Below are 23,707 nucleotides of genomic sequence, written 5' to 3' on the forward strand. Positions count from 1 at the left end.
TGCGCTCGGCAGGTGGGGGATGAACGGCGAAAACCACCCGAGCAAGGCTGCGGGTGGCTTGGTGGCGAAGGCCGGGGGCTGGCTGCCCCCGGACCCCCGCGGATATTTCGATGAAGAAGAAGCCCGCCAGCCCGTGCCGGCGCGGCGCGGGTCAGTTGGCCGGGGCCGGGGTGCCCGTCGTGGTGCCCGTCGTGGTTCCGGGCGTGGTTCCGGGCGCGGCAGGCTCGACCTCGATGGCGTCATCGACAGCCGGGTCGGCGGCTGTGGTGGCCGGGGCGGTCGTGGCCGCGTCGCCGGTCGCGGTGGCGTCGGTTGCCGCGTCGTCGCTGCCCGACATGAAGAAGAACAGCAGCGCCACCACAACGACGATGGCCCCGATGATGATATACATGCGATTGCTGTTGGGTTCGGCCATTCTCGTCCCTTTCCATTCACCCTGAGGTACCCGGACAATGAGACCGGCGCCCCTTGGGTTCCCCGAAAATCCCGCGCGCATTCAACCATGACTAATGTGCCACACCCGCCGCCACGGATTCGTCGATGAAGCGCCCCTCGCGGAAACGGTTCATGCCGAAGGCGGCGGCCAGCGGCCCGGGCCGGCCCTGCGCCACCAGTTCCGCCATGGCCCAGCCGGATCCGGGGATCGCCTTGAAGCCGCCGGTGCCCCAGCCGCAATTGACGAAGATACCGCCCACCGGCGTGGTGGACAGGATGGGCGAGCGGTCGCCCGTCATGTCCACGATCCCGCCCCATTGCCGCAGCATCTTCAGGCGCGAGATCATCGGAAAGGTCTCGACCAGGGCGCGGACGGTTTCCTCGATATGGTGCCAGGATCCGCGCTGCGTGAAGGCGTTGTAGCTGTCGGTGCCGCCGCCGATCACCATCTCGCCCTTGTCGGACTGGCTCATGTAGCCGTGGACGGTGTTGGCCATCACGACCACGTCCATGCAGGGCTTGATCGGTTCGCTGACCATCGCCTGCAGGGGCACGCTTTCGATGGGCAGGCGGAAGCCCGCCATGTCCGCCAGCTGGCTGGAATGGCCGGCCACGACCAGGGCCAGCTTGTCGCAGCCGATGCGGCCCTTGGCAGTGTTGACGGCGCGGACCTGGCCGCCCTCGGTCTCGATCCCCGTGACCTCGCAGTTCTGGATGATGTGCATTCCCATGTCGCTGCACGCCCGCGCATAGCCCCAGGCCACCGCGTCGTGCCGCGCCGTGCCGCCGCGCGCCTGGTAAAGCCCGCCCAGCACCGGATAGCGCGGACCGTCGATGTTGATGATCGGCACCAGTTCCTTGAGGCGCGCAGGCTCGATCCATTCGGTCGCCACGCCCTGCAGGGTGTTGGCGTGGACGGTGCGCTTGTAGCCCCGGACCTCGTGTTCGGTCTGGGCCAGCATGATCAACCCGCGCGGGCTGAACATCACGTTGTAGTTCAGATCCTGCGACAGGGTTTCATACAGCTTCAGCGCCTTGTCATAGATCGCCGCCGAGGGATCCTGGAGGTAGTTCGACCGGATGATGGTGGTGTTGCGCCCCGTGTTGCCGCCGCCCAGCCAGCCTTTCTCGATCACCGCGACATCGGTGATGCCGAAGTTCCGGCCCAGGTAATAGGCCGTCGCCAGCCCGTGCCCGCCCGCGCCGACGATCACCACCTGATAACGGTCGCGGGGTTCCGGGCTGGTCCAGGCGCGGGTCCAGCCCCCATGCTGGCGCAGCGCCTCGCGCGCGATGGCAAAGACGGAATAACGGCGTGACGGCATCAGGAACCCCCGGTGGACTCGGGCCGCAGAATGGCGGGACGGCGCGGCGGGCTCAAGACGGCTTGCGGCGCGATCACGGCAAAATGCGACAGCCTGACGCTTTCCGCGCCGGTCAAATGCCCTTAGAAGCGGGATCAACCGGAGGGCTGGAATGTTCTGGATCATCTGCGCCGCCACCACGATCGTTGTCGGCCTTGCCATCATCGCGCCCCTGCTGCGGGGCGGGCGCATGGCTGCCGAACCGACGGCGGCCTTCGACCTGCGCGTTTATCGAGACCAGTTGCGCGAGGTCGAGCGCGACCTGGAACGCGGCGTGATCGCCCCCGAGGAAGCCCTTCGCCTGCGCACCGAGATCGGGCGCAAGGTGCTGGACGCCGACCGCCGCCTGGCGCAGGCGGAAACGGGCGGCACGGGCGGGCGCGGGCTGCTGGCGCTGGCGCTGCTGGCGCTGCTGTTCGCGGGGGCGGCGGCGCTGTATCTGCGCGAAGGCCAGCCCGGGCGCGACGACCTGCCCATCGCCCGGCGCATCGCCGATGCCCAGCGGGTTTACGAGAACCGCCCCAGCCAGGCCGAGGCCGAGGCCCGGGCCCCCGCCCCCGTGGTGCCCGATGTGCCGGCCGATTTCGCCGCCCTGATCGCGCAACTGCGCGAGGCGGTGGCGAAGAACCCCGACGACCCGCAGGGCCTGGCCTTGCTGGCCACGAACGAGATCCGCCTGGGCAATCTTGCCGCCGCCCGGGATGCGCAAGCCCGCCTGGTCGCGTTGCAGGGCGAGGAGGCGAGCGCAGGCGATCTGGTCCGCCTCGCGGCCCTGATGATCGAGGCGGCGGGCGGGTTGATCACCCCCGAGGCCGAGGCGGTCCTGGCCCGCGCCCTGACCAAGGATCCCGCCCATCCGCAGGCCCGCTATCTGCTGGGGATGCTGCAATTGCAGAACGACCGCCCCGACCGCGCCTTTCCGATCTGGCGCCGCCTGCTGGAGGAAGGCCCCGAAGACGCCCCCTGGATCGCCCCCATCCGCACCGCCATCGCGGATCTGGCCTGGCTGGCGGGCCAGCCCGATTACACTCCGCCGATGCCCGGTCCCGATGCCGATGCGGTGGCCGCGGCCCAGGACATGACGCCCGAGCAGCGGCAGGAAATGATCGCGGGCATGGTGTCGCAACTGGAAGCCCGGCTGGCCGACCAGGGCGGCACGCCCGAGGAATGGGCGCGGCTGATTTCGTCCCTGGTGGTGATCGGCAACACGGACCACGCGCGCGACATCTTGACCGAGGCGCAGACCCGCTTTGCCAGCCAGCCCGAGGCGCTGGAGATCGTGCGCCAGGCCGCCGACCAGGCGGGGCTGGCGGAATGATCCACGCCGACATCACCGATTTCGCGGCCAGCCTGCCCCCGGTGGGGGCCCTTGCCGGGCTGGACCTGGGCACCAAGACCATCGGGGTCGCGGTCAGCGACGGGCTGCGGCAGGTGGCATCCCCCCTCACCGTGATCCGGCGGCAGAAGTTCACGTTGGACGCCGCCGAACTGCTGGCGATCGCCAAGGATCGCAGGCTGGTCGGCCTGGTCCTGGGCCTGCCGCGCAACATGGACGGCAGCGAGGGCCCGCGCGCCCAATCCACCCGCGCCTTCGCCCGCAACCTGGAACGGCTGACGGATCTTTCCATCGGCTTCTGGGACGAACGCCTGTCCACCGTGGCCGCCGAACGCGCCCTGCTGGAGGCCGACACGTCCCGCAAGCGCCGGGCCGAGGTGATCGACCAGGTGGCGGCGGGATACATCCTGCAAGGCGCGCTGGACCGGCTGCGGTATCTGCACGGATGACCCTAAGCCCCTGCGTCAAGATCTGCGTGATCGACCCCGCATCCGGGCTTTGCACCGGCTGCTGGCGGACCCTGGACGAGATCGCCGCCTGGGGCACGCTGACGCCTGAAGACCGGCAAAGGATCATGGCCGAGCTGCCCGCCCGCAAGCCAAGCCTCGGCTGACCCGCTTGCCGCATGGCGGACCATCTGCGATAGAAGCGGCCGACCCGACCACGAGGCCCGTTCATGACCTTCCGCGCCCGTCACCTGCTTGGCATCGACCACCTGTCCCCGCCCGAGATCGTCACCCTTCTGGATCTGGCCGAGGATTACGTCGCCCTGAACCGCCGCACGGTCAAGCACGCCGACGCGCTGGCGGGGATGACCCAGATCAACATGTTCTTCGAGAACTCGACCCGCACCCAGGCCAGCTTCGAACTGGCGGGCAAGCGGCTTGGGGCGGACGTGATGAACATGGCCGTGGCCCATTCGTCGGTGAAGAAGGGCGAGACGCTGATCGACACGGCGCTGACGCTGAACGCGATGCAGCCCGACCTGCTGGTGGTGCGCCATCCGAACAGCGGCGCGGTCAACCTGCTGGCCGAAAAGGTGAACTGCGCCGTCATCAACGCGGGCGACGGGCGGCACGAACACCCCACGCAGGCGCTGCTGGACGCGCTGACGATCCGCCGCGCCAAGGGCCGGCTGCACCGCCTGACCATCGCTATCTGCGGCGACATCGCCAACAGCCGGGTGGCCCGCTCGAACCTGCTGCTGCTGGGCAAGATGGAAAACCGCCTGCGCCTGATCGGGCCTTCGACCCTGATGCCGGCGGGCGCGGGCGAGATGGGCGTGGAACTGTTCGAAAACATGCGCGAGGGGCTGAAGGGTGCCGACGTGGTGATGATGCTGCGGCTTCAGAAGGAACGCATGGACGGCGGCTTCATCCCGTCGGAACGCGAATACTTCCACCGCTTCGGCCTGGACGCCGAAAAGCTGGCCTGCGCGGCCCCCGATGCCATCGTCATGCATCCGGGGCCCATGAACCGGGGCGTGGAAATCGACGGCACCATCGCCGACGACATCAACCGCAGCGTGATCCAGGACCAGGTGGAGATGGGCGTGGCCGTGCGCATGGCAGCACTTGACCTGCTGGCGCGGAACCTGCGGGCGGAACGGGGACGGGCAGCGGCGGGGGTGATGGTGTGAGTGATTTTGGAAGATTAGAGCGCGTTGACTTGCGCCAAGGTTGGATGACCGAAGCGCAGCATTTCACCCCATGGCTTGCACGCGAAGAAAACCTTGCGCTCTTGGCTGACACCCTGGGTCTTGATCTCGAATTTGAAGCGCAGGAGCGAGCCGTCGGCCCCTTCCGGGCTGATATTCTGTGCAAGAACACCGCCGACGACAGCTGGGTTCTGATCGAGAACCAGTTGGAGCGCACCGATCACAGCCATCTGGGCCAACTCATCACCTATGCGGCAGGTCTGCACGCGGTCACAATCGTCTGGATTGCTGCGCGCTTTGCTGACGAACACCGCGCCGCATGTGACTGGCTGAACGAGATAACATCCGAGAATGTGCGCATCTTCGCGCTTGAAGTTGAACTGTGGCGGATTGGTCAAAGTCCTATCGCTCCCAAGTTCAACGTCATCAGTCAGCCGAATGACTGGGCCAGACAGGTCGCCACAGCCCAGAAGGCCATTACCGATGGCGAGTTTAGTGAAACCCGGCAAACCCAGTGGCGCTATTGGAAAGCGGTCGAGGATCTGATCGGCAAGGCCAATGGCACCATACGGCCCGTCTCGCCACAGGCCAGTTCTTGGGTGTCACATGGCATAGGCAAGACCGGTGTGCATTTCAACTTCGCCATGAGTCGCCCAGAGAAGCTTGTTCGGATCGAGGTTTATCTCTCGGGGCTTCATGCGAAGTCCGATTTCGCCCAACTGGCGGCACGCCAAACCGAAATTGAGGCAAAGCTGGGAAAATCGCTTGTTTGGCAGCCTATGCCCGACAAGAAAGACGCAAGGATTGCTCTCCCTTTGTTGGACATCGATCCCTTCGACGAGGCGGATTGGGAACGCCAACACCGCTGGATCGTGGAAAATGCCCAATTGCTCCACCAGGTATTCCGACCTCTGGTCATGTCGCTGGACCGCCCTGGCAAGACCGTGGAAGATCCTGCATCCCCTGAGGCACAATGACCGCGACCCTGTTCACCAACGCCCGCCTGATCGACCCCGAGGCGCAAACCGACGCCCCCGGCAGCCTGCTGGTCCGCGACGGCGTGATCCAAGGCATCGACATCGACGCCCCCGAGGGCGCCACCGTCATCGACTGCAACGGCCGCGCGCTCGCGCCCGGGATCATCGACTGGGGCGTCAAGATCGGCGAGCCGGGCGAGCGGCACAAGGAATCCTTCCGCAGCGCGGGCCTTGCCGCCGCCGCCGGGGGCGTGACCACCATCGTGGCGCGTCCCGACACCCTGCCGCCCATCGACACGCCGGAATCGCTGGAATTCGTAACCCGCCGCGCCGCTGATGCGCCCGTGAACATCCGCCACATGGCGGCGCTGACCAAGGCCCGCGAAGGGCGCGAGATGGTCGAGATCGGCTTTCTGACCGACGCGGGCGCGGTGGCCTTTACCGATGGCGTACGGCAGGTGACGGATACGCGGCTTTTGTCGCGCTGCATGACCTATGCGCGCGGCCTGGGCGCGTTGATCGTGGGCCATCCGCAGGATGCGGGCCTGTCGAGGGGGGCTGCGGCCACCAGCGGCAAGTTCGCCTCGATCTATGGCATCCCGGCGGTGTCGCCCATGGCCGAGGTGATCGGGCTGGACCGCGACCTGGCCCTGGTGGCCATGACCGGCTGCCGCTGGCACGCGGACCAGATCACCACGGCACGCGCCCTGCCCGCCCTGCGCCGCGCGCGGGACGCGGGGCTGGACGTGACGGCGGGGATCTCGATCCACCACCTGACGTTGAACGAATATGACGTGGGCGATTACCGGACCTTTTTCCGCTTCACGCCCCCCTTGCGGTCGGAAGACGACCGGCTGGCGATGGTCCAGGCGGTGGCGGACGGACTGATCGACGTGATCGCCAGCTTCCACACGCCGCAGGACGAGGAATCGAAGCGCCTGCCCTTCGAGGCCGCCGCCCCCGGCGCGGTCGGGTTGCAAACGCTGCTGCCTGCGGCGATGCGGCTGTATCACCAGGGGGGCCTGAGCCTGCCGCAACTGTGGCGGGCGATGTCGCTGAACCCGGCGAAACGGCTGGGCCTGCCTGGCGGGCGGCTGTCCGTGGGCGCGCCTGCCGACCTGGTGCTGTTCGACCCCGACGCGCCCTTCGTGCTGGACCGCTTTACCCTGCTGTCCAAGTCGAAGAACACCCCCTTCGACGGCGCGCGGATGGAGGGCCGTGTCCTGGGCACCTGGGTCGCGGGCCGCCGCGTCTTCGGGGGCAAGCCATGATCCTGTGGACCGTCTTCGGCTATCTGCTGGGCTCCATCCCCTTTGGCCTGGTCATTGCCCGTGCGCTTGACCTGGGCGACCTGCGCACCATCGGGTCGGGCAATATCGGCGCGACCAATGTGCTGCGCACCGGGAACAAGGGTGCCGCGCTGGCGACGCTGCTGCTGGATTCCGGCAAGGGCGCCATCGCCGTGCTGGCCGCGCGGCACCTCAGTGGCGACACGGCGGCGGTGCTGGCAGGGGGCGCGGCCTTCCTGGGGCATTGCTTCCCGGTCTGGCTGGGCTTCAAGGGCGGCAAGGGGGTCGCGACCTTTCTGGGCACGCTGATCGCGCTGCACTGGCCGCTGGGCCTGATCGCCTGCGGGGTCTGGCTGCTGACGGCGCTGGTCAGCCGCATCAGCAGCCTGTCGGCGCTGCTGGCCGCCGCGCTGTCGCCGGTCTTTGCCTGGGGCTTGGGCCGCACGGACCTGATCGCGGTCAGCCTGTTCATGGCGGTGCTGATCTTCCTGCGCCACCGCCCGAACATCGCCCGCCTGCTGGACGGAACCGAGCCCCGGATCGGGAAAAAGGGTTAACGCTCGGCCACGAGGATCCGGCCTGCGGGGCGTGCGGGACGGGTCGGGGCGGGCTCGGGCTGCGGTTCGGCCACGACCTCGCGCAAGGGGGTCTGGCTGAAGACGCGGGCCGGGGTTGCGGCGGGCGCGGCCACGCCCTGCCCCGCAATGCGGCGCAGCGCCTCGGCCCCGCGCCGGGCCGAGATCGCCAGGGAGACCAGCGCCAGGCAGGCGCCCGACAGCAGGATCAGCGCCACGATCCCCAGCAGGCCCACGAAGATCGGCAGGGGCGGCAGCCCCTCGGCCTGGCCGACCTGGGTGACGATCGCGCCGATCAGGGCCACGACGCCCACCGCAAAGACCGCGCCCACGATCCGCTGCACCCACACCATCGCATCCGTCTTCATCGCCTGCCCCTTTCCGGTTTGCCCCTGCCCTGCCACCGGCCCGGGGTCCGTGCAAGGGGAAGGACGGTCATATTGTCGTGCGCCGGTGCCAGGCGCGGTTTGTTGACCTTGCGGAAAGAAAACGCGTTCCGGGACGCGCGGGCACCATGCTACAAGCCTCGGCACAGCCGGCTTCCCCGGTTTTTGGTGATTCGCGATGTGTCAGGCCTGTTTCCACCCCGATCCGGTTTCCGGCAAGATTCACTTCTGCCATTGCGGCAGCCCGCTGACCCTGACGATCATGCGCCGGATCGAGGCCGACATTTCCCGCCGCCAGATGATCGGCGGGATGGCCGCCGTGGTGGGCATGTTCGCGGGCTTCGGCCTTGCCCCGCGCGAGGTGCAGGCCCAAACCCCGGCGCGGCCGATCCTTCTGACCAACCTGCGGCTGTTCGACGGCGAAGCCCTGTCCCTGCGCGAGGGTGTCGGCATTCTGATCGACAATGGCCGCATCACCGCGCTGCCCGCCCCCGGCCAAGGCCCCGAGGATGCGCAGGTGATCGACTGCGGCGGGTGCGCGGTCATTCCCGGCCTGATCGACACGCATTGGCACACCACCCTGGCGTCCGTCAGCCAGATCGCCGCCATGACCCAGGACATCGGTTTCCTGCATCTGATGGCGGGGCAAGAGGCCGGGGCCACGCTGATGCGCGGCTTCACCACCGTGCGTGACGTGGGCGGCCCGGCCTTCGGGTTGAAGGCGGCGGTGGACCGGGGCGTGGTCACGGGACCGCGGATCTTTCCGGCGGGGGCGATCATCTCGCAAACCTCGGGGCACGGGGATTTCCGGTTCCAGAACAGCCTGCCGATGATGCCCGGCGATCCGGCGGACTATGCGACCCGGCAGGGCATGTCGGCCCTGGCCGATGGCGTCCCCGAGGTTCTGCGCCGCACGCGAGAACAGTTGATGAAGGGCGCCAGCCAGATCAAGATCACGGCGGGCGGGGGCGTCGCGTCGCAATACGACCCGCTGGAATCGCTGCAGTTCACAGAAGAGGAAATGCGCGCGGCGGTGGATGCGGCGACCGATTGGGGCACCTATGTCTGCGCCCATGTCTATACCGCGCCCGGCATCCGCCGCTGCATCGCGGCCGGGGTGAAATCCATCGAACACGGCCAACTGGCGGACGAGGATACCGTGCGGCTGATGGCCGACAGCGACACCTGGTGGTCGATCCAGCCCTTTCTGGCCGATGAGGACGCGAACCGCTACACCGACCCCAAGGCCGTGGCCGCGCAGCGCGCCGTGGCCGAGGGGACGGCGAACGCCTTCGAATGGGCCGACAAGCACCGGGTCAACTGGGCCTTCGGCACCGACATCCTTTACAGCGGCGGCGAAAGCCAGGGGCGGCAACTGGCCAAGCTGGCGCGCTTCATGTCGCCCCTGGCCGCGCTGCACCGGGCGACGGGCGCGGCGGGTCGGCTGCTGGCGCTGTCGGGCGCGCGAGCGCCCTATGACGGCAGGCTGGGGGTGATCGCGGAAGGCGCGCTGGCCGACCTGCTGGTCATTGACGGCGATCCCGAGCAGAGCCTCGACTGGCTGGGCAATACCGGCAACCTGCGGCTGATCATGAAGAACGGCCGCCTGTTCAAGAACGAGCTTTCCGAGGATTCGATATGATGAAATTCGCCGCCCTTGCCGCCGCCCTGCTGGCCGCCTCGCCTGCCCTGGCGCAGGACTGGAACGTCCAGGTCACGCCCTATGTCTGGGCCTCGGGCCTGGGGGGCGATGTCACGCCCTTCACCGGCGCGCCCACGCTGTCCTTCGACAAGAGCTTTTCCGAGGTGCTGGAGGATCTGGACGCGGCCTTCTTCCTGTCGGGCTATGCCCGCAAGGACCGCTTTGTCGTTCTGGGCGATCTCAGCTATTCGGCCAGTTCCAAGTCCGGGCTGATCCCGCCGGGCCTTCCGGCCGAGGGGGAACTGACCCAGCGGTCCCTGACCCTGGCCGCAGGCTGGCGGGCCATCGACAACGACGGGCTGGCGCTGGACGTGCTGGGCGGCGTGCGGGCCTGGAAGATCAAGGCCGAGGTGTCCGTCGCGGGCGGGCTTGTCAGCCGGTCCGGGGACAAGGATTTCGTCGATCCGATCATCGCCTTGCGGGCGAATTACCAGCTTACCCCCCGCTGGTCGGCCATCGCCTATATCGACCACGGCATCACCGGCATGGGGTCGGACAGCACCACGCAGGTGGTTGCCACCGTGAATTACCAGATGACCGACCGGGCCTATGTCTCGGCGGGCTACCGGCGGCTGGACGTGGATTACCGCAGCGGCGGCACGCGGGTGGACGCAACCATGGCAGGCCCGCTGCTGGGCCTGACCTGGCGGTTCTAGGCGTCAATAGGAATATTCGCGGTAGATGGGGGTCAGGTCGCCCCCCCATTCGCCGTGGTATTTGTCCAGCAATTCGTCGGCCATGACCTTGCCGCTGTCGAGGCTTTCCTTGATGGCGTTCAGGAAATGCGTCTCGTCCGGGACCATGCCGCCCGCGCCCGCGCGGGCGCGGTTCTTCAGCCCCGCTTCCGCGATCCCGACCACCTGGCGCGCGAGATCCCGCATCCGAACCCCGTTCACCTGCGCGTCGAGCGCGTGGATCCCGGCCTCTCGCCGCCAGGATTCGCGGGTCTCGTGGTCCCAGTCCTTGACCAGATCCCAGGCGGCATCCAGCGACGACTGGTCATAGATCAGCCCCACCCACAGCGCGGGCAGCGCGCAAAGCCTGCGCCAGGGGCCGCCATCGGCGCCGCGCATCTCGATGTATTTCTTCACGCGGGCCTCGGGGAAAACCGTGGTCATGTGGTCGGCCCAGTCGGACAGCGTGGGCACCTCGCCCGGCAGGGCGGGAAGGCGGCCCTCCAGGAAGTCGCGGAAGCTTTGCCCCAGGGCGTCGATGTATTTTCCGTCGCGATAGACAAAATACATCGGCACGTTCAGGACGTAATCGACCCAAGCCTCATATCCGAACCCGTCCTGGAAGACGAATGGCAGCATCCCGGTGCGCGCGGCGTCCAGGTTCTGCCAGATATGGGCGCGCCAGCTTTTCCAGCCGTTGGGCTTGCCGTCCAGGAAGGGCGAATTGGCGAACAGCGCGTTGGCGACGGGTTGCAGCGACAGGGCCACGCGCATCTTCTGGACCATGTCGGCTTCCGACCCGAAGTCCAGGTTCACCTGCACAGTGCAGGTGCGATACATCATCTGCTTGCCCAGCGTGCCCACGCGGTCCATGTAGTCGGTCATCAGCCGGTAACGCCCCTTGGGCATCATCGGCATGTCGTCCTGGCCCCAGATCGGGGCCGCGCCCAGGCCGATGAAGCCCGCGCCGATGCGGTCGGCGATCTCCTTCACCTCGGCCAGGTGGCCGTTCACCTCGTCGCAGGTCTGGTGGATGGTTTCCAGGGGCGCGCCCGACAGTTCCAGCTGCCCGCCCGGTTCCAGGCTGATATTGGCGCCGTTGCGTTCAAGCCCGATCAGCTTGTCCTGTTCCAGGACCGGGTTCCAGCCAAAGCGTTCCTGCAACCCCGTCAGCATCGCCAGAATGGAACAAGGGCCGTTATAGGGCAGCGGCATCAGGCCCGCCTTGTCGTATCCGAACTTCTCGTGCTCGGTCCCGATGCGCCAAACCTCGCGCGGCTTTTCGCCGCTGGCGATATAGGCGGCCAGCTGGTCGCGGCTTTCGATCGGGCCTCCGCCCTGTTGTGGTATCGACATGAGGCGGGGCCTTTCTGGGTTCGCGCGTCACAGGTGACGCGCGGCGGGGGCCAAGTCAACCCGCCTCAAGGGGGCCTCCGCCAAAGGGTGCGCACGGCGTCCGGCTGGTCGGCGACATGGGCCAGGGCGGCGGACACGGTGCCCATGTCGAGGCCCGGGAGCGCGGTGAAGGCATCGGCCAGCGCATCCGCCCCGGCGGCATCGACGGGCACCAGCAGCGCCTCGCCATTGGTGCTGCGCAGCCGCCAGTGGCCCCGGCCCTTCAGCCGCAGCAGGCGGATTTCCACCAGGTCGCGCAGGGCGATCTCTCCGCCCAGAACGGATGCGCCGTAATAGCGGATGGCGCCCTCGTCCAGCTCGACCACGCCGGGGGCGGCGATCTGGCGGCGGAAGGGCAGGCGGCGGATCGCGCCCAGCAGCAGCGACAGGCCGACCAGCAGGACAAGCGCGCCGATGGCCGCAAAGAACCAGCCGCCGCGCAGGGCCAGCCACAGGCCGGACAGCAGGATGGCGGCGGCGACCAGGGCCTCGGACCGGCGGGCAAGCCAGGCGCGCAGGTCAGGGCGGATCATCCGGTGGCGGTCAGGCATGGGTATTTGGGCAACGAAGAAGCTACCATCGCGACAGGGCGTCTTCGTCGCTGGCCTTGGCATCGACCCATCGGGCGGCGCCGTCATGGCCGATTTCGCGCTTCCAGAAGGGGGCGCGGGATTTCAGCCAGTCCATCAGGTAATCGGCGGCCTGGAAGGCCGCGTGGCGGTGGCGGGCGGCGGTGGCGACCATCATGATGGGTTCCCCCACCGCCAGCCGCCCGTGGCGGTGGACGATGCGCCAGTCGGTGAGGTTGAAGCGTTCGGCGGCCTGCGCGCCGTAATCCGACAGCGCGCGTTCGGTCATGCCGGGGTAATGCTCGATTTCCAGCGCGGCCATGGCGCCGGTGTCGTCGCGCACCACGCCGGTGAAGGTGGCGATGGCCCCCGCGCCCGCGCCGAAGCCCGCGAGTTCCGCGGCAAGGTCGAAGGGCGGGGTCTGGACACGGGCCGACATGGATCAGCCGCCGGTCATGGGCGGGAAGAAGGCGACCTCTCGCACGCCTTCCAGCGGCGCGTCCAGATCGGCCAACTGCTGGTCCAGGGCGCAGCGCACGGCGGCAAGGTCGGCAAAGGCCGCCGCGTGCCAGTCGTCGCGGGCGGAAAGGTCCGCGATCAGGTCGCGCACGGTGGCGGCGTCGGTCTCGATGCGTTCGCGCGGCTGGCCGATGCGTTCGCGCAACCAGGCGAAATAAAGAACATCAAGCGTCATGGCCGGGTTCGCGCAGGTAAGGGCGCGCCTTGGCGAAGTAATCCCAGCCGGTCCAGGCCGTCAGGATCGCGGCGATCCAGATCAGCAGCAGCCCGACCTGCGTGGCCAGATCCGCCCAGGAGGACGAGAACCACGGCAAATGCCCCTCGCCCACGCGCGGGGGGCGGCCATGTTCGACATAGGCCAGCCCCGTGCCCAGGAACAGGACCGAGATGGCGACCATCTGCGTGGTGGTCTTCCATTTCGCCAGCTTCGTGACCTTCAGCAGCCGCGCGTTCGATCCCAGGAACTCGCGCAGGCCGGACACGAAGACTTCGCGGAACAGGATCAGGGTGGCGGGCAGGATCAGCCAGGGGTTCATCCCGGAATAGCCGGTGATGACCACGATGGCGATCACCACCATGGCCTTGTCGGCGATGGGGTCCATGGCCGCGCCGAAGCGGCTTTCCTGCTGCCAGCTGCGCGCCAGATAGCCGTCGATCCAGTCGGTCACGGCGGCGACAAGGAACAGCGCCAGCGCCGCCCAGTCGGCCCAGGGACGGCTGAAATACAGAAACATCAGCGGCACGGCAGGCGCCGCGATCAGCCGAAGAAGGGTCAGGATATTGGGGACGGTCCAGCGCATAAGGGGCAAGCTAGTCCGTGCCGTGCCGCTTGGAAAGGGGCGGCGCATCGAAATGCGCCGCGCCCGGGGCATCAGCCAAGCGCGCCGTCGATCAGCGGATAGGCGCGGCCCGCGATGGTCAGGTGGACCGCCTTGATCCGCTGTTCGCCGAAGCGGCGGGTGCGGTGGCCGATCACGCGGACGGGATCGCCGGGCATCACGGCGGCGGGGGTCAGACCGATCGCCGCATTGCGGGCGCGGCTGGCAAGTTCCACCGTCCAGTTGCGGCCCTCGGCGTCGCTGACGCACAGCACCGGGTCGCTGCCGGTGCTGTTGTTGTCGGTGACGGTGCCGGTCAGTTCCATCAGATGCGGCTTGAATTCATCCCCCCGGGCGTATCGGGGCAGGCCGGCGGGCAGGAACCGCGGGGCGATGATGCCGGGTTCGGGCAAACGGGTCATGTGAGCCTCTTTCCCAAGGATTGAGCGGGGCAACCATAGCGCGATCGAAGGCCAGCCTTGTGGTGCCATGTTACCGCGCGTCCTCAGGCCGCACGGCGCAGGGCAGGCCCACCCAGGCGGCGACGCGCAAGTCCTTGATCCATGGCCTGTTTGGAACCGCCCCGGGTTCGCCCGCGATTCCCGTTCCCCCGCGCTTGTGAAGTTTGGAACGGCATTCCCCGCGCCCGGTCAGCCCCGCGCGTTGAAGTGGTCGTAAACCTTCTGCGCCATCGCGGCCGAGATCCCCTCGACCGCCTGCAGATCGGCCAGGCCCGCGCGGCTGACCGCCTTGGCGCTGCCGAAATGCTGAAGCAGCGCGCGCTTGCGCGAGGCGCCGATGCCCGCGATCTCGTCCAGGGGGTTGGCCATGACCGATTTCGCGCGCTTGGCGCGGTGGGTGCCGATGGCCCAGCGATGCGCCTCGTCGCGCAGGCGCTGGATGAAATACAGGACCGGGTCGTTCATGCGCAGCGCAAAGGGGGCGCGGCCGGGGCGGTGGAATTCCTCTTTCCCCTGGTCGCGATCGATGCCCTTGGCGACGCCGACGATGGGAATATCCTCGACCCCCAGGTCGGCCAGGATGCCGTCCACGGCGGACACCTGCCCCGCGCCGCCGTCGATCAGCAGCAGGTCGGGCCAGGCTTCGGTCTGGCGGTCGGGATCCTCTTTCAGCAGGCGGGTGAAGCGGCGCGACAGCACCTCCTTCATCATGCCGAAGTCGTCGCCGGGCGTGATCTCGGTCCCCTTGATGTTGAACTTGCGATACTGGCTTTTAATGAAGCCTTCCGGCCCGGCCACGATCATGCCGCCCACGGCATTGGTGCCCATGATGTGGCTGTTGTCGTAAACCTCGATCCGGCGCGGGGGGGCGGGCAGGTCGAAGGCCTCGCCCACGCCTTCCAGCAGGCGCAGCTGCGTGGCGCTTTCGGACATGCGGCGGGCCAGGCTTTCGCGGGCGTTGCGCAGGGCGTTTTCCACCAGGTCGGCCTTCTCGCCCCGCTGCGGCACGCCGATGACGATGCGGCGGGCGGCGCGTTCGGACAGCACCTGCGATGTCAGATCCGGTTCATCGGGGGCGTGCGACAGCAGGATCATCCGGGGCGGCGGCTTGTCGTCATAGAATTGCAAAAGGAAGGCCTGCATCACCTCGGCGGGGGATTCCACGCCGCCCAAGCGGGGATAGAAGTCGCGGTTGCCCCAGCTCTGGTTGCCGCGGATGAAGAAGACCTGCACGCAGGCCTGGCCGCTTTCCATGTGCAGGGCGACGATGTCGGCCTCGGCCACGCGCTTGGGGTTGATGGCTTGGACGGACTGCACGGCGGTCAGCGCCTTGATCCGGTCGCGAAGCGCGGCGGCGCGTTCGTATTCCATGTTTTCCGCAGCCGCCGCCATGTCGCGGGCAAGGTTGGCCTGGATCACCGTGGTCTTGCCTTGCAGGAAGCGTTCGGCATCCGACACCAGCGCGCCGTAATCCTCGGCGCTGATGCGGCCCACGCAAGGCGCGCTGCACCGCTTGATCTGGAACAGCAGGCAGGGGCGCGTGCGGGATTCGAAGGTGGCGTCCGTGCAGTTGCGCAGCAGGAACACCCGCTGCAACTGCGTCAGCGTCCGGTTCACCGCCCCCGCGCTGGCGAAGGGGCCGTAATAGTCGCCCTTTTCCGACTTCGCCCCGCGATGCTTCTTGATCTGGGGATAGGCATGGGACTTGGCCACCAGGATGTTCGGGAACGACTTGTCGTCGCGCAACAGCACGTTGTAGCGCGGCTTCAGCTGCTTGATGAGGTTCTGTTCCAGCAGCAGCGCCTCGGTTTCCGTGCGCGTGGTCAGGAACATCATGGAACAGGTTTCGCGGATCATCCGCGCGATCCGCGCCGAATGGCCCGAGGGCCGGGCATAGTTCGACACCCGCGCCCGCAGGTCGCGGGCCTTGCCGACATACAGCACCCCGCCCTGCGCATCCAGCATCCGATAGACGCCGGGGCTGCGGTCAAGCTGGCGCAGATAGTCTTGGATCAGCGCGTGGCCAGTCTTGGGGCCAGTCTTGGGGGGCGTGGTTTCGGTCATGTGCGTCAGATAGGTGATTCCCGTGGCGGGCTGCAAGTTCCGGGGGGCGATTGCAAGGCGGAAGCTGTCCACCGGCGCTGTGGATAAATCTGTGGGTGTCCTGTGAGCCTGAGGGCTCCTGTCCAGCAATCGTTACAGTGCCGTGACTTTGCCGCATTTTTAGGCAGAAGATCAGGTTATTGAAATCGTTGGAAAACTTTTACTCGCGGATGCTGCTTGGCGAAACTTGCGCAGTTTCAGGCCTTTGATTGACGGATCTTACCTAAGCCGGGGACAACTGCCGCAGGGTCACACCCGTGTCAGTCACGCCGCCGGGTCGGGCGGCCGGAGGGGCGGATCCCCAGGATCCGGCCCAACCCGCGCCGGAAGGCCGGGCCGCGCAGCAGCGCCATCGCCACCATCACCAGCAGGAACAGGATGACGATGCGGACGCTCATCCGCCCGCCCCGAAGCGGGCGAAGGCCGCGCGTTCCTGGGCGGCGTCCAGAACGGTGCCCGCCGACAGGCCCAGCCTGCGGAACAGCGACTGGCGGGGGGCGTGGACCACGAAGCGCGTCTTGTCGCCGTAAAGCGCCTTCATCTGCGGCACCAGATGGCCGATGCCGTCGGCCAGCCCCAGTTCGACCGACTTGCGCCCCGCCCAGAATTCGCCGGTGAACAGGTCGCGGTCGGCGGCCAGCCGGTCGCCGCGGCGGGCGGTCACGTGGTCCTTGAAGGCCTGGTGGATCGGTTCAAGGACGTTGTGCAGGCGTTCCACATCCTCGGGTCGTTCCGGGCGGAACGGGTCCAGCGTGGATTTCGACCGCCCCGCCGTATGCACCCGCCGCTCGATGCCCCAGCGGGCGATCAGATCCTGGAAGCCGAAGCCGGCCGAGATCACCCCGATGGATCCCAGGATCGAACTGTCGTCCGCCCAGATCCGGTCGCCCGCGCAGGCCAGCCAGTATCCGCCCGAGGCCGCCACATCCTCGACAAAGGCATGGACGGGGGTCTTCGTCTCGTCCGCCAGGCGCCGGATGCGCGCGGCGATCAGGGACGACTGCACCGGCGATCCGCCGGGCGAGTTGATGGACAGCGCCACGGCCACGGGCTTGCCCTTGCGGAAGGCGCGCTCGATCACCGGGGCCAGCGCCGCGTCGGACAGCGCGCCGCCGCGCCCGGCCATGCCGATGGCGCCGTGCAGCCGGACCACCGAGACGCGGGGGCCCTTGTTCGTCAAACGGTCAAGATAGGGAATACGCATGACCGCAGACTTAATCATGCGGCCCCCTTGCGACAAGCGTCACCCATGCCGGATCGTGTCGCCGGGCAGGAAGGTCGGCGTCAGCGCGACGATGCGGTCCTCGGGGATCGCGTCCTTGCCCGCGACCAGCCGCGCCGCGCGCCGCCCGATATCGACGCGCCGCGCATCGGTCGTGGCCAGCCGCACCGGCAGCCCGTCCAGAAGATCGACCCCGTTGAAGCCCGCCAGCCCGATCCGGTTGGGGATGTCGTATCCCTTGTCGAGGCAATACAGCAGCCCCCCTGCCCCGATCATGTCGTTCGAGAAATACAGGAAATCCAGATCCGGAGCGCGGGTCAGGATCCGTTCCGTCAGTTCCCGCCCCTTCAGCAGGCTCGATCCGCCCTGGTAGTATTCGCGTGCTTCCAGCGGCACGCCAGCCTCGGCCAGGCCCTCCTCGAACCCCGCCAGGCGTTTGCGGGCGCGGTGATCCTCGGGCATGTGGGTGCCGACAAAGCCGATGCGGCGGTATCCGGCGGCCAGGATCCGCGCGGCCATCTCGCGCCCCGCGCGGCGGTGGGAAATGCCGACGACCGTGTCGATCCCCTCGCCGTCCACGTCCATGATCTCGACCACCGGGATGCCGGAATTGGCCAGCATCGCGCGCGACGCCTTGCTGTGTTCCAGCCCGGCCAGGATCACGCCCGAGGGCCGCCAGGACAGCATGTCGTAAAGCACCATCTCCTCTCGCGCGGGGGAATAGTTGGTGACGCCGATCACGGGTTGCAGGCCGGTATCGTCCAGTTCCGCCGAAATCCCCCCCAGCACGTCGGGAAAGACCAGGTTCGACAGGGACGGGATCACCACCGCGACCAGGTTCACCCGCTGGCTGGCCAGCCCGCCCGCGATCTTGTTGGGAACGTATCCCAGGGTCTTCGCCGCCGTCAGCACCTTTTCGCGCGTCGCCGCCGACACATCGCCCCGGTTGCGCAACACCCGGCTGACGGTCATCTCCGACACGCCCGAGGCTTCGGAGACATCACGCAGGGTCAGCGGGCGGCGGGGTCTGGGGGCGTTCATCGGCTTCCGGTCACTCAGGTCTTTGCCCGATGTTAGCGGACGCCACCCCCCGCGACAACCTTGCCAAACCGCGCCATAGCGGTCAAAAGGGCTGTGGCGGCCCCGTGGCTCAACTGGATAGAGCAGCCCCCTCCTAAGGGGCAGGTTACAGGTTCAAGTCCTGTCGGGGTCACCAATTACCTATGTGCAGAATGTTCTTGTTTTGTTCTGTTCCCGGACGTGCAATACTGGTCTGGAATCAACCAGGAGCAGTGCCTTGCCGAAGAAGGCCACCATTCAATACCGCGAGTTCAGGGCGAATGGCGCCTTGCGGGGGATGGACCTCAAGGCGGTGCTGGTCGATGTGCTGCGCCGCCGGACCGACGCCCACCTGATCGGCCGGAATGCCCGCCTGCGCGCCATCAACCTGGACGGGGACGGCAGCCATGTCGTGCTGAACAAGGTCTCGTCGCCGGACAGCTGGGACGGGCCGGTGTTCTGCGGGCAGATCCTCCATGTCAAGGCGGGCGCGGACATCCAGGCCGTGCTGCAATCGCTGGACGACGACACGGACGAATTCCTGGTCCGGAACATCGACCTGGGCCGGGGCGCGCGGATCGTCAAGGGCGTGCTGTATTTCGCCGTCCACCGCAACCATGTCGGCCTGATCGAAAGCACGGCCGTCAGGGGCGCCGTGCTGGAACGCTATCTCACCGCGCTGCTGCGGCAGGCGGGCGAGCTGGACCCCGATGACCGCATCGTCCTGGCGGGCAGGTTCCTGGCCAGCGGCGAAAAGGGCCTGACCGAGATCAGCGACCTGACGCTGGCCGCGCGGCCCAGCCAGCGTGCCAGGGCCATGGCAGGCGATCACCTGTCCGACGGCCAAGCGGCCGAGGCCCGCGACGAAGGGGCCACGATCCTTGACGTGCTGCGCCTGATGGGCTGGCGGGACGAGGCCCTGGCGCGCCTGGAGGCCCAGGTGCCGGAAGGCGGCCGGGTGGAAGGGCTGCTCAAGGTCTTCATCAAGGACCGCCGCCACAAGCTGCGCATCCCCCGGGCCGCCATCGACGAGGCCCTGCGGAACATCGATCCCGCCGATCTGGGCCTGCAGGGCGACGGCCGGGAACAAGGGGGCATGGTCAAGCTGTCGGTGGTGAAGGACATCGCAACCGAAGGCTCCCTTCTTGATCCGGCCGATGCTATGGTGAAGATCATCGAGGCCCTGAGGGAATGGGCCGCCGCCGGGAAAATAGATTGTCGCTTCGATGGCTCAGACTGGCCGCCCTGACCGCGGGTTCCGCGGCCGGCGCGCTGTTGCCGCCTGCCCTGCTGACCGGCGATCCGTCGCGGTTGCTGGTGACCTTCCTGGGGCTGGTGGCGGCCAGCATCCTGCCCAGCGTGTCGCTGGTCATCGGCAGCCTGTCATCCACGGGCCGTTCGGTCCTGAAGATCGAGGAACTGGCGCGGGAACTGGCGGGGGCCATGCGCAGGCTGTTTTCCATCCTGGGGCTTGTCGCCGGGGTCGTGGCGCTGCTGATGGTGATCGCCATCACGCCCGACATCGCTTGGCGGATCCCCTTTTCGCCGTTCCAGGTGCCTGACGCGGCGCGGCGCGGCCTGCAATCGCTGGCCTTCCTGCTGACCACCGCCGCCACCCTCAAGGCCGCGGCCATTCCACGAATCCTCGCCCGCGTCCTGGCGATCAAGAAGGACATCGCCATCCACGAGGCGCGCAAGGCCTTGGCCGAGAAATCCCCCTCGGACGCAGACATCCGGCAGATGTTTGCGAAGAAGGACGGGTTTGGAAAGACCGTACCCCTGGACAGCATCCGGTCCTGACGGAAAGGGGCATCTGTCGGGGGAAAATGGTGGGCGACCCTGGAATCGAACCAGGCATGGGTCTCCCCGGCGGAGTTACAGTCCGCTGCCGCACCTTGCAGCACGTCGCCCGCCGAACGCTTTCGGCGTGGGGGCCTCATTAGCGGGCGCGGCGGGGGGCGTCAAGCGGATTTCCGGGCCTTGCGCCCCATGCGCCTTGCGCGCCATGAAGGGGCAAGGCCGAAAGGATGACAGGCATGGCAGAACAACCGGGAAAGCCCAGGAAACCAGACTGGGTGATCGACAAGGAACGGGCGCGCCGCGCGGCGGCTGCGGAAACGGTATGGCTGTTCGGCCTGCACGCCGTGCGCGACGCGCTTGCCAATCCCCGGCGCGAAAAGCTGCGGCTGGTGGTGACGCCCAATGCCGTGGACCGGCTGGGCGACCTGCACGGGATGGCGCCGGAAATCACCGATCCCCGGATCTTCGGGCGTGCCGTGCCGCTGGCGCCCGACAGCGTCCACCAGGGCGCCGCGCTGGAGGTGAAGCCGCTGAAATGGGGCGGGCTCAGCGATGTCGTGCTGCGCGAGGCCCCGGGCGAACGCCGGCCGCTGCTGGTGGCGCTGGACCGCGTCACGGATCCCCACAACATCGGCGCCGTCCTGCGTTCGGCCGAGGTCTTCGGGGCGCGTGCGGTGATCGCCCCCGCCCGCCATTCCGCGCCCGAAACCGGCGCCCTGGCCAAGACGGCATCCGGCGCGCTGGAACGCCAGCCGTACTTGCGCGTGCCGAACCTGGCCGAGGCGCTGGCGCAGCTGAAAGGCATGGGCTTCATCCTGATCGGGCTGGACGGCACGGGAGAGATCCCCCTGCCCGACCTGCTGGGCCGCCTTCCCGGCCGCGCGGTCTGCCTGGTCCTGGGGGCCGAGGGGCCGGGAATGCGCGAACTGACGATGAAGACCTGCGACCATGTCGCGCGCATTCCCTTTGCGGCGGATTTCGGGTCGCTGAACGTGTCCAACGCGGCGGCGGTGGCGCTTTATGCGGCCAGCATGGCATAAGGGTCACATCACCGCGACAATGCGCGCCGTGCGGTTGAGAATCGGCGCTGCGGCGGGCAATGAGGCGTCTTGCCGCCACCATTGCCCGTTCCCATGAAATCGCTGATTCTGTCGCTGATCCTGCTGTCGGTCCCCGCCCTGCCCGTCCTGGCCGAGGACTGGGCCATGGACGGATTCGACGCCGTGGGCCTGTTGCAAAGCGGCCGTCCCGTCCCGGGGCGGGGCGACATCGCCACCATGTGGAAGGGCAAGGTCTGGCATTTCGCCAGCGAGGAAAATCGCAGCCGCTTCGAATCCGACCCGCGCAGCTTTGCCCCGGCCTTTAGCGGCCTTTGCCCCGTCGCCCTGGCCGAGGGACGGCGCGTGTCGGGCGATCCCCGGCATTTCGTGGTGATCGGCAACCGGCTTTACCTGCTGCGCTCGGACCGCTCGGCGCAGCAACTGCGGCGGAGGCCGCAAGAGATCCTGGCGCGGGCTGGCCGGATCTGGGACCAGTGACGGTTTTGCCTGCCGCATAATCACGAATTCGCGATCCCTCTGGAACTTTTCGGGGCTGTTGCACATTTACCCTTTGGAACATGACCTCGGAACCGTCATGTTCAGATCACTGTCCCTCGTTCCGCGACTTGCGCCCGGCCAGAAACTGGACCGGGCGCCTTTTCTATGTAATTGTGCATACAACTTTTGGACGAGGAGGGGAGGCCCGTCATGGAAGTCGAATTTGAAGACGACGAAGACATTGCCCACATCGCGAGCACCATCAAGGTGATCGGCATCGTGGGGCTGTCGCCGAACGAAGCGCGTCCCAGCTGGGGCGTGGCGCGTTACCTGCAAGCCAATGGCTTCCGCGTCATCCCCGTCAATCCCGGCCATGCGGGCAGCCGCATCCTGGGCGAGACGGTCTACGCCCGGCTGTCCGACATCCCCCGGTCCGCCGGCGTGCAGATGGTGGACATCTTCCGCCGCGCGGACGCCGTGGGCCCCATCGTGGACGAGGCCTTGCAGCATCTTCCCGACCTCCGGTCGATCTGGCTGCAACTGGGGATCAGAAACGACGGGGCCGCGGCGCGGGCCCGGGCCCGGGGCATCACCGTCATCCAGGACCGCTGCCCCAAGATCGAGTTTCCCCGTCACCTGTGACCGGCATCACGGAAAAGGCCCCGGCATCGCCGGGGCCTTTCCTGGTCATTGCGCCTCGGCAGTCTGCAGCAGATCGGTGATCCGCCGGACGGCGGCCCGGCGGTTTTCGCGCACGTCGCCGTCCTGGCGCACCTGCGGGAACTGCTCGCCATAGCCCTGCACCACCAGGTTTTCCGGCGGCACCTGGAAATATTCGGTCAGCGCCAGCGCGACCGATTCTGCGCGGCGGTCGGACAGCGCCAGGTTGGCCGCGTCCGATCCGACAAGATCGGTATGGCCTTCGATCAGGAAGACCTCGCGCGGGTTCTTGGCGATGGCGTCCTGGATGACCTTGCCCAGCGTGGACAGTTGCTTGGCCTGGTCCGGGCTGATCGCCGCCGAACCCGTGTCAAAGGTGATCGCGTCGATATTGACGGGCGCGACCAGGGACCGGACCTCGGGGATGGAACGGATCTGGCCCAGGCTGAAGCGGCGGTCGATATCGACCTCGCGCCGCAGGGCCTCGCGCAGCGCCGCCTCGTCCTGGTAGATGCCGGGGGTGGCGACCGGGGCGGGTGCGGGCAGCGTGGCGATGTCCACGGGTTCGACTTCGGCGGTGTCGTCGATCAGCTGCGTCCGCGTGCCGTCGGGAGAGACCAGCGTGCGGCGCAGCACCCGCAGGTCGGCGTCGCGGATGGTCACGACGCGGCTGCCGTCGGCCCGCGTCACCACGGTGCGGGATGATCCGTCGTCGAAGTTCTCGGTCGCCACCGTCGATCCGGGCTGGCGCAGCAGGGCCGTGTCGTCCTTGATCAACTCCTGGCTGCCGTCGGGGCGCGTGACGACCACCCGGTCGGGCGCGGACAGCGCGACCTGGCGGTTGTTGTTCAGATAGGTGCCGACCGCCACCGCGCCCAAGCCCAGCAGCAGCGCCTTGGCCAGGTCGTTGTTGTCGTCATCGTCATCGTTGCGCGCCTGCTGGCGGGCCTGCCGCTGGTCGTCCGGTTGCAGCGCATCGCGCAGGCTGGTGCTGAAATCCTCGTCCGAGGAGCGGCTGTTTTCCCTGGTGATCCGTTGTTCGACCACCTCGCCCTTGCTGTCCTCGTCCAGGGCGGCGGCGCGGGCGGCGCGCCTTTCCCGCGCGGCCTGGCGGGCGGCTTCGCTGCGGGGGGCATCCGCCTCGGGCGCGCGGGCCGGTTGCGGGGCG

The 23,707-nt window shown here is 67.9% G+C and carries 28 protein-coding genes and 2 tRNA genes; 15 read left to right on the plus strand and 15 right to left on the minus strand.

Annotated features, from left to right (window positions below):
• Positions 1–151: 151 nt before the first annotated feature.
• Both JX613_RS14220 and JX613_RS14225 read right to left on the minus strand, forming a co-directional pair.
• Positions 152–415 carry a hypothetical protein gene (locus tag JX613_RS14220; RefSeq protein WP_207102127.1) on the minus strand — a complete coding sequence of 88 codons (264 nt, stop codon included), beginning with the start codon at positions 413–415 and terminating at the stop codon, positions 152–154.
• 91 nt (positions 416–506) lie between these two features.
• Complete coding sequence (locus JX613_RS14225) at positions 507–1,760, minus strand: sarcosine oxidase subunit beta family protein (RefSeq protein ID WP_207102128.1); 1,254 nt, start codon at positions 1,758–1,760, stop codon at positions 507–509.
• A gap of 151 nt (positions 1,761–1,911) precedes the next feature.
• Between JX613_RS14225 and ccmI the strand changes: the two genes are divergently transcribed.
• The 7 genes from ccmI (at position 1,912) to plsY (ending at position 7,615) form a co-directional block, all read left to right on the plus strand.
• On the plus strand, positions 1,912–3,117 hold the full coding sequence (ccmI, locus tag JX613_RS14230; protein ID WP_207102129.1) for a c-type cytochrome biogenesis protein CcmI: 1,206 nt from the start codon (positions 1,912–1,914) through the stop codon (positions 3,115–3,117).
• Positions 3,114–3,584 carry a Holliday junction resolvase RuvX gene (ruvX, locus tag JX613_RS14235; protein ID WP_207102130.1) on the plus strand — a complete coding sequence of 157 codons (471 nt, stop codon included), beginning with the start codon at positions 3,114–3,116 and terminating at the stop codon, positions 3,582–3,584. The genes ccmI and ruvX overlap by 4 nt, the downstream gene beginning before the upstream one ends.
• Positions 3,581–3,748 (plus strand): DUF1289 domain-containing protein, encoded by a 168-nt coding sequence (locus JX613_RS14240; protein ID WP_207102131.1) that lies wholly within the window; start codon positions 3,581–3,583, stop codon positions 3,746–3,748. Before ruvX ends, JX613_RS14240 begins: the two co-directional genes overlap by 4 nt.
• Before the next feature lie 63 nt (positions 3,749–3,811).
• The gene (locus tag JX613_RS14245) at positions 3,812–4,774 is read left to right on the plus strand and encodes an aspartate carbamoyltransferase catalytic subunit (protein ID WP_207102132.1); all 963 of its coding nucleotides are present in this window, start codon (positions 3,812–3,814) and stop codon (positions 4,772–4,774) included.
• Positions 4,775–4,818: 44 nt separating this feature from the next.
• Complete coding sequence (locus JX613_RS14250) at positions 4,819–5,769, plus strand: DUF4268 domain-containing protein (protein ID WP_207102133.1); 951 nt, start codon at positions 4,819–4,821, stop codon at positions 5,767–5,769.
• The gene (pyrC, locus tag JX613_RS14255) at positions 5,766–7,040 is read left to right on the plus strand and encodes a dihydroorotase (protein ID WP_207102134.1); all 1,275 of its coding nucleotides are present in this window, start codon (positions 5,766–5,768) and stop codon (positions 7,038–7,040) included. The genes JX613_RS14250 and pyrC overlap by 4 nt, the downstream gene beginning before the upstream one ends.
• Positions 7,037–7,615, plus strand: coding sequence for a glycerol-3-phosphate 1-O-acyltransferase PlsY (plsY, locus tag JX613_RS14260; protein ID WP_207102135.1), 579 nt, complete (start codon positions 7,037–7,039; stop codon positions 7,613–7,615). The genes pyrC and plsY overlap by 4 nt, the downstream gene beginning before the upstream one ends.
• On the opposite strand, the gene JX613_RS14265 is transcribed toward plsY, so the two are convergent.
• Entirely contained in the window at positions 7,612–8,001 is a 390-nt protein-coding gene (locus JX613_RS14265; RefSeq protein ID WP_207102136.1) for a hypothetical protein, read from the minus strand. The genes plsY and JX613_RS14265 overlap by 4 nt on opposite strands.
• A gap of 280 nt (positions 8,002–8,281) precedes the next feature.
• On the opposite strand from JX613_RS14265, the gene JX613_RS14270 reads away from it, so the two are divergent.
• Positions 8,282–9,661 carry a metal-dependent hydrolase family protein gene (locus tag JX613_RS14270; protein WP_237168579.1) on the plus strand — a complete coding sequence of 460 codons (1,380 nt, stop codon included), beginning with the start codon at positions 8,282–8,284 and terminating at the stop codon, positions 9,659–9,661.
• Entirely contained in the window at positions 9,658–10,377 is a 720-nt protein-coding gene (locus JX613_RS14275; protein ID WP_207102138.1) for an outer membrane beta-barrel protein, read from the plus strand. Before JX613_RS14270 ends, JX613_RS14275 begins: the two co-directional genes overlap by 4 nt.
• A 3-nt stretch (positions 10,378–10,380) precedes the next feature.
• On the opposite strand, the gene JX613_RS14280 is transcribed toward JX613_RS14275, so the two are convergent.
• The 10 genes from JX613_RS14280 to JX613_RS14325 form a co-directional block, all read right to left on the minus strand.
• Complete coding sequence (locus JX613_RS14280) at positions 10,381–11,751, minus strand: glutamate--cysteine ligase (RefSeq protein ID WP_207102139.1); 1,371 nt, start codon at positions 11,749–11,751, stop codon at positions 10,381–10,383.
• Positions 11,752–11,816: 65 nt separating this feature from the next.
• Entirely contained in the window at positions 11,817–12,341 is a 525-nt protein-coding gene (locus tag JX613_RS14285; protein WP_237168580.1) for a hypothetical protein, read from the minus strand.
• Between the two features lie 22 nt (positions 12,342–12,363).
• Positions 12,364–12,798 carry a molybdenum cofactor biosynthesis protein MoaE gene (locus tag JX613_RS14290; RefSeq protein ID WP_207102140.1) on the minus strand — a complete coding sequence of 145 codons (435 nt, stop codon included), beginning with the start codon at positions 12,796–12,798 and terminating at the stop codon, positions 12,364–12,366.
• Positions 12,799–12,801: 3 nt separating this feature from the next.
• Positions 12,802–13,053: a molybdopterin converting factor subunit 1 gene (moaD, locus tag JX613_RS14295; protein WP_207102141.1), complete on the minus strand. Its 252-nt coding sequence runs from the start codon at positions 13,051–13,053 to the stop codon at positions 12,802–12,804.
• Positions 13,043–13,678, minus strand: a complete 636-nt coding sequence (pgsA, locus tag JX613_RS14300; protein WP_207102142.1) for a CDP-diacylglycerol--glycerol-3-phosphate 3-phosphatidyltransferase — start codon at positions 13,676–13,678, stop codon at positions 13,043–13,045. The genes moaD and pgsA overlap by 11 nt, the downstream gene beginning before the upstream one ends.
• Positions 13,679–13,749: 71 nt before the next feature.
• Positions 13,750–14,118, minus strand: coding sequence for a hypothetical protein (locus JX613_RS14305; protein ID WP_207102143.1), 369 nt, complete (start codon positions 14,116–14,118; stop codon positions 13,750–13,752).
• 228 nt (positions 14,119–14,346) lie between these two features.
• Positions 14,347–16,221 carry an excinuclease ABC subunit UvrC gene (uvrC, locus tag JX613_RS14310; RefSeq protein WP_207102144.1) on the minus strand — a complete coding sequence of 625 codons (1,875 nt, stop codon included), beginning with the start codon at positions 16,219–16,221 and terminating at the stop codon, positions 14,347–14,349.
• A 299-nt stretch (positions 16,222–16,520) separates the two neighbouring features.
• Positions 16,521–16,658 (minus strand): hypothetical protein, encoded by a 138-nt coding sequence (locus JX613_RS14315; RefSeq protein ID WP_207102145.1) that lies wholly within the window; start codon positions 16,656–16,658, stop codon positions 16,521–16,523.
• Positions 16,655–17,464, minus strand: coding sequence for a S49 family peptidase (locus JX613_RS14320; protein ID WP_207102146.1), 810 nt, complete (start codon positions 17,462–17,464; stop codon positions 16,655–16,657). Before JX613_RS14320 ends, JX613_RS14315 begins: the two co-directional genes overlap by 4 nt.
• A 39-nt stretch (positions 17,465–17,503) precedes the next feature.
• Positions 17,504–18,523, minus strand: coding sequence for a LacI family DNA-binding transcriptional regulator (locus JX613_RS14325; RefSeq protein WP_207102147.1), 1,020 nt, complete (start codon positions 18,521–18,523; stop codon positions 17,504–17,506).
• Positions 18,524–18,621: 98 nt separating this feature from the next.
• Between JX613_RS14325 and JX613_RS14330 the strand changes: the two genes are divergently transcribed.
• The 3 genes from JX613_RS14330 (at position 18,622) to JX613_RS14340 (ending at position 20,341) form a co-directional block, all read left to right on the plus strand.
• Positions 18,622–18,698 (plus strand) — tRNA-Arg (locus tag JX613_RS14330).
• Positions 18,699–18,779: 81 nt separating this feature from the next.
• Positions 18,780–19,790: a hypothetical protein gene (locus JX613_RS14335; protein WP_207102148.1), complete on the plus strand. Its 1,011-nt coding sequence runs from the start codon at positions 18,780–18,782 to the stop codon at positions 19,788–19,790.
• On the plus strand, positions 19,757–20,341 hold the full coding sequence (locus JX613_RS14340) for a hypothetical protein (protein WP_207102149.1): 585 nt from the start codon (positions 19,757–19,759) through the stop codon (positions 20,339–20,341). The genes JX613_RS14335 and JX613_RS14340 overlap by 34 nt, the downstream gene beginning before the upstream one ends.
• A gap of 27 nt (positions 20,342–20,368) precedes the next feature.
• Here the strand turns inward: JX613_RS14340 and JX613_RS14345 are convergent.
• A tRNA-Tyr gene (locus JX613_RS14345) sits at positions 20,369–20,452 on the minus strand.
• A 125-nt stretch (positions 20,453–20,577) separates the two neighbouring features.
• Between JX613_RS14345 and JX613_RS14350 the strand changes: the two genes are divergently transcribed.
• From JX613_RS14350 to JX613_RS14360, 3 genes are all read left to right on the plus strand, one after another.
• Positions 20,578–21,381, plus strand: a complete 804-nt coding sequence (locus JX613_RS14350; RefSeq protein ID WP_207102150.1) for a TrmH family RNA methyltransferase — start codon at positions 20,578–20,580, stop codon at positions 21,379–21,381.
• Between the two features lie 93 nt (positions 21,382–21,474).
• The gene (locus JX613_RS14355; RefSeq protein ID WP_207102151.1) at positions 21,475–21,879 is read left to right on the plus strand and encodes a YHS domain-containing (seleno)protein; all 405 of its coding nucleotides are present in this window, start codon (positions 21,475–21,477) and stop codon (positions 21,877–21,879) included.
• 210 nt (positions 21,880–22,089) lie between these two features.
• On the plus strand, positions 22,090–22,521 hold the full coding sequence (locus JX613_RS14360; protein WP_207102152.1) for a CoA-binding protein: 432 nt from the start codon (positions 22,090–22,092) through the stop codon (positions 22,519–22,521).
• A 45-nt stretch (positions 22,522–22,566) separates the two neighbouring features.
• On the opposite strand, the gene JX613_RS14365 is transcribed toward JX613_RS14360, so the two are convergent.
• The coding region (locus JX613_RS14365; RefSeq protein ID WP_207102153.1) for an OmpA family protein at positions 22,567–23,707 on the minus strand (1,141 nt) is incomplete at its 5' end.

This window comes from Paracoccus shandongensis, from assembly GCF_017315735.1.
Classification (GTDB): domain Bacteria; phylum Pseudomonadota; class Alphaproteobacteria; order Rhodobacterales; family Rhodobacteraceae; genus Paracoccus; species Paracoccus shandongensis.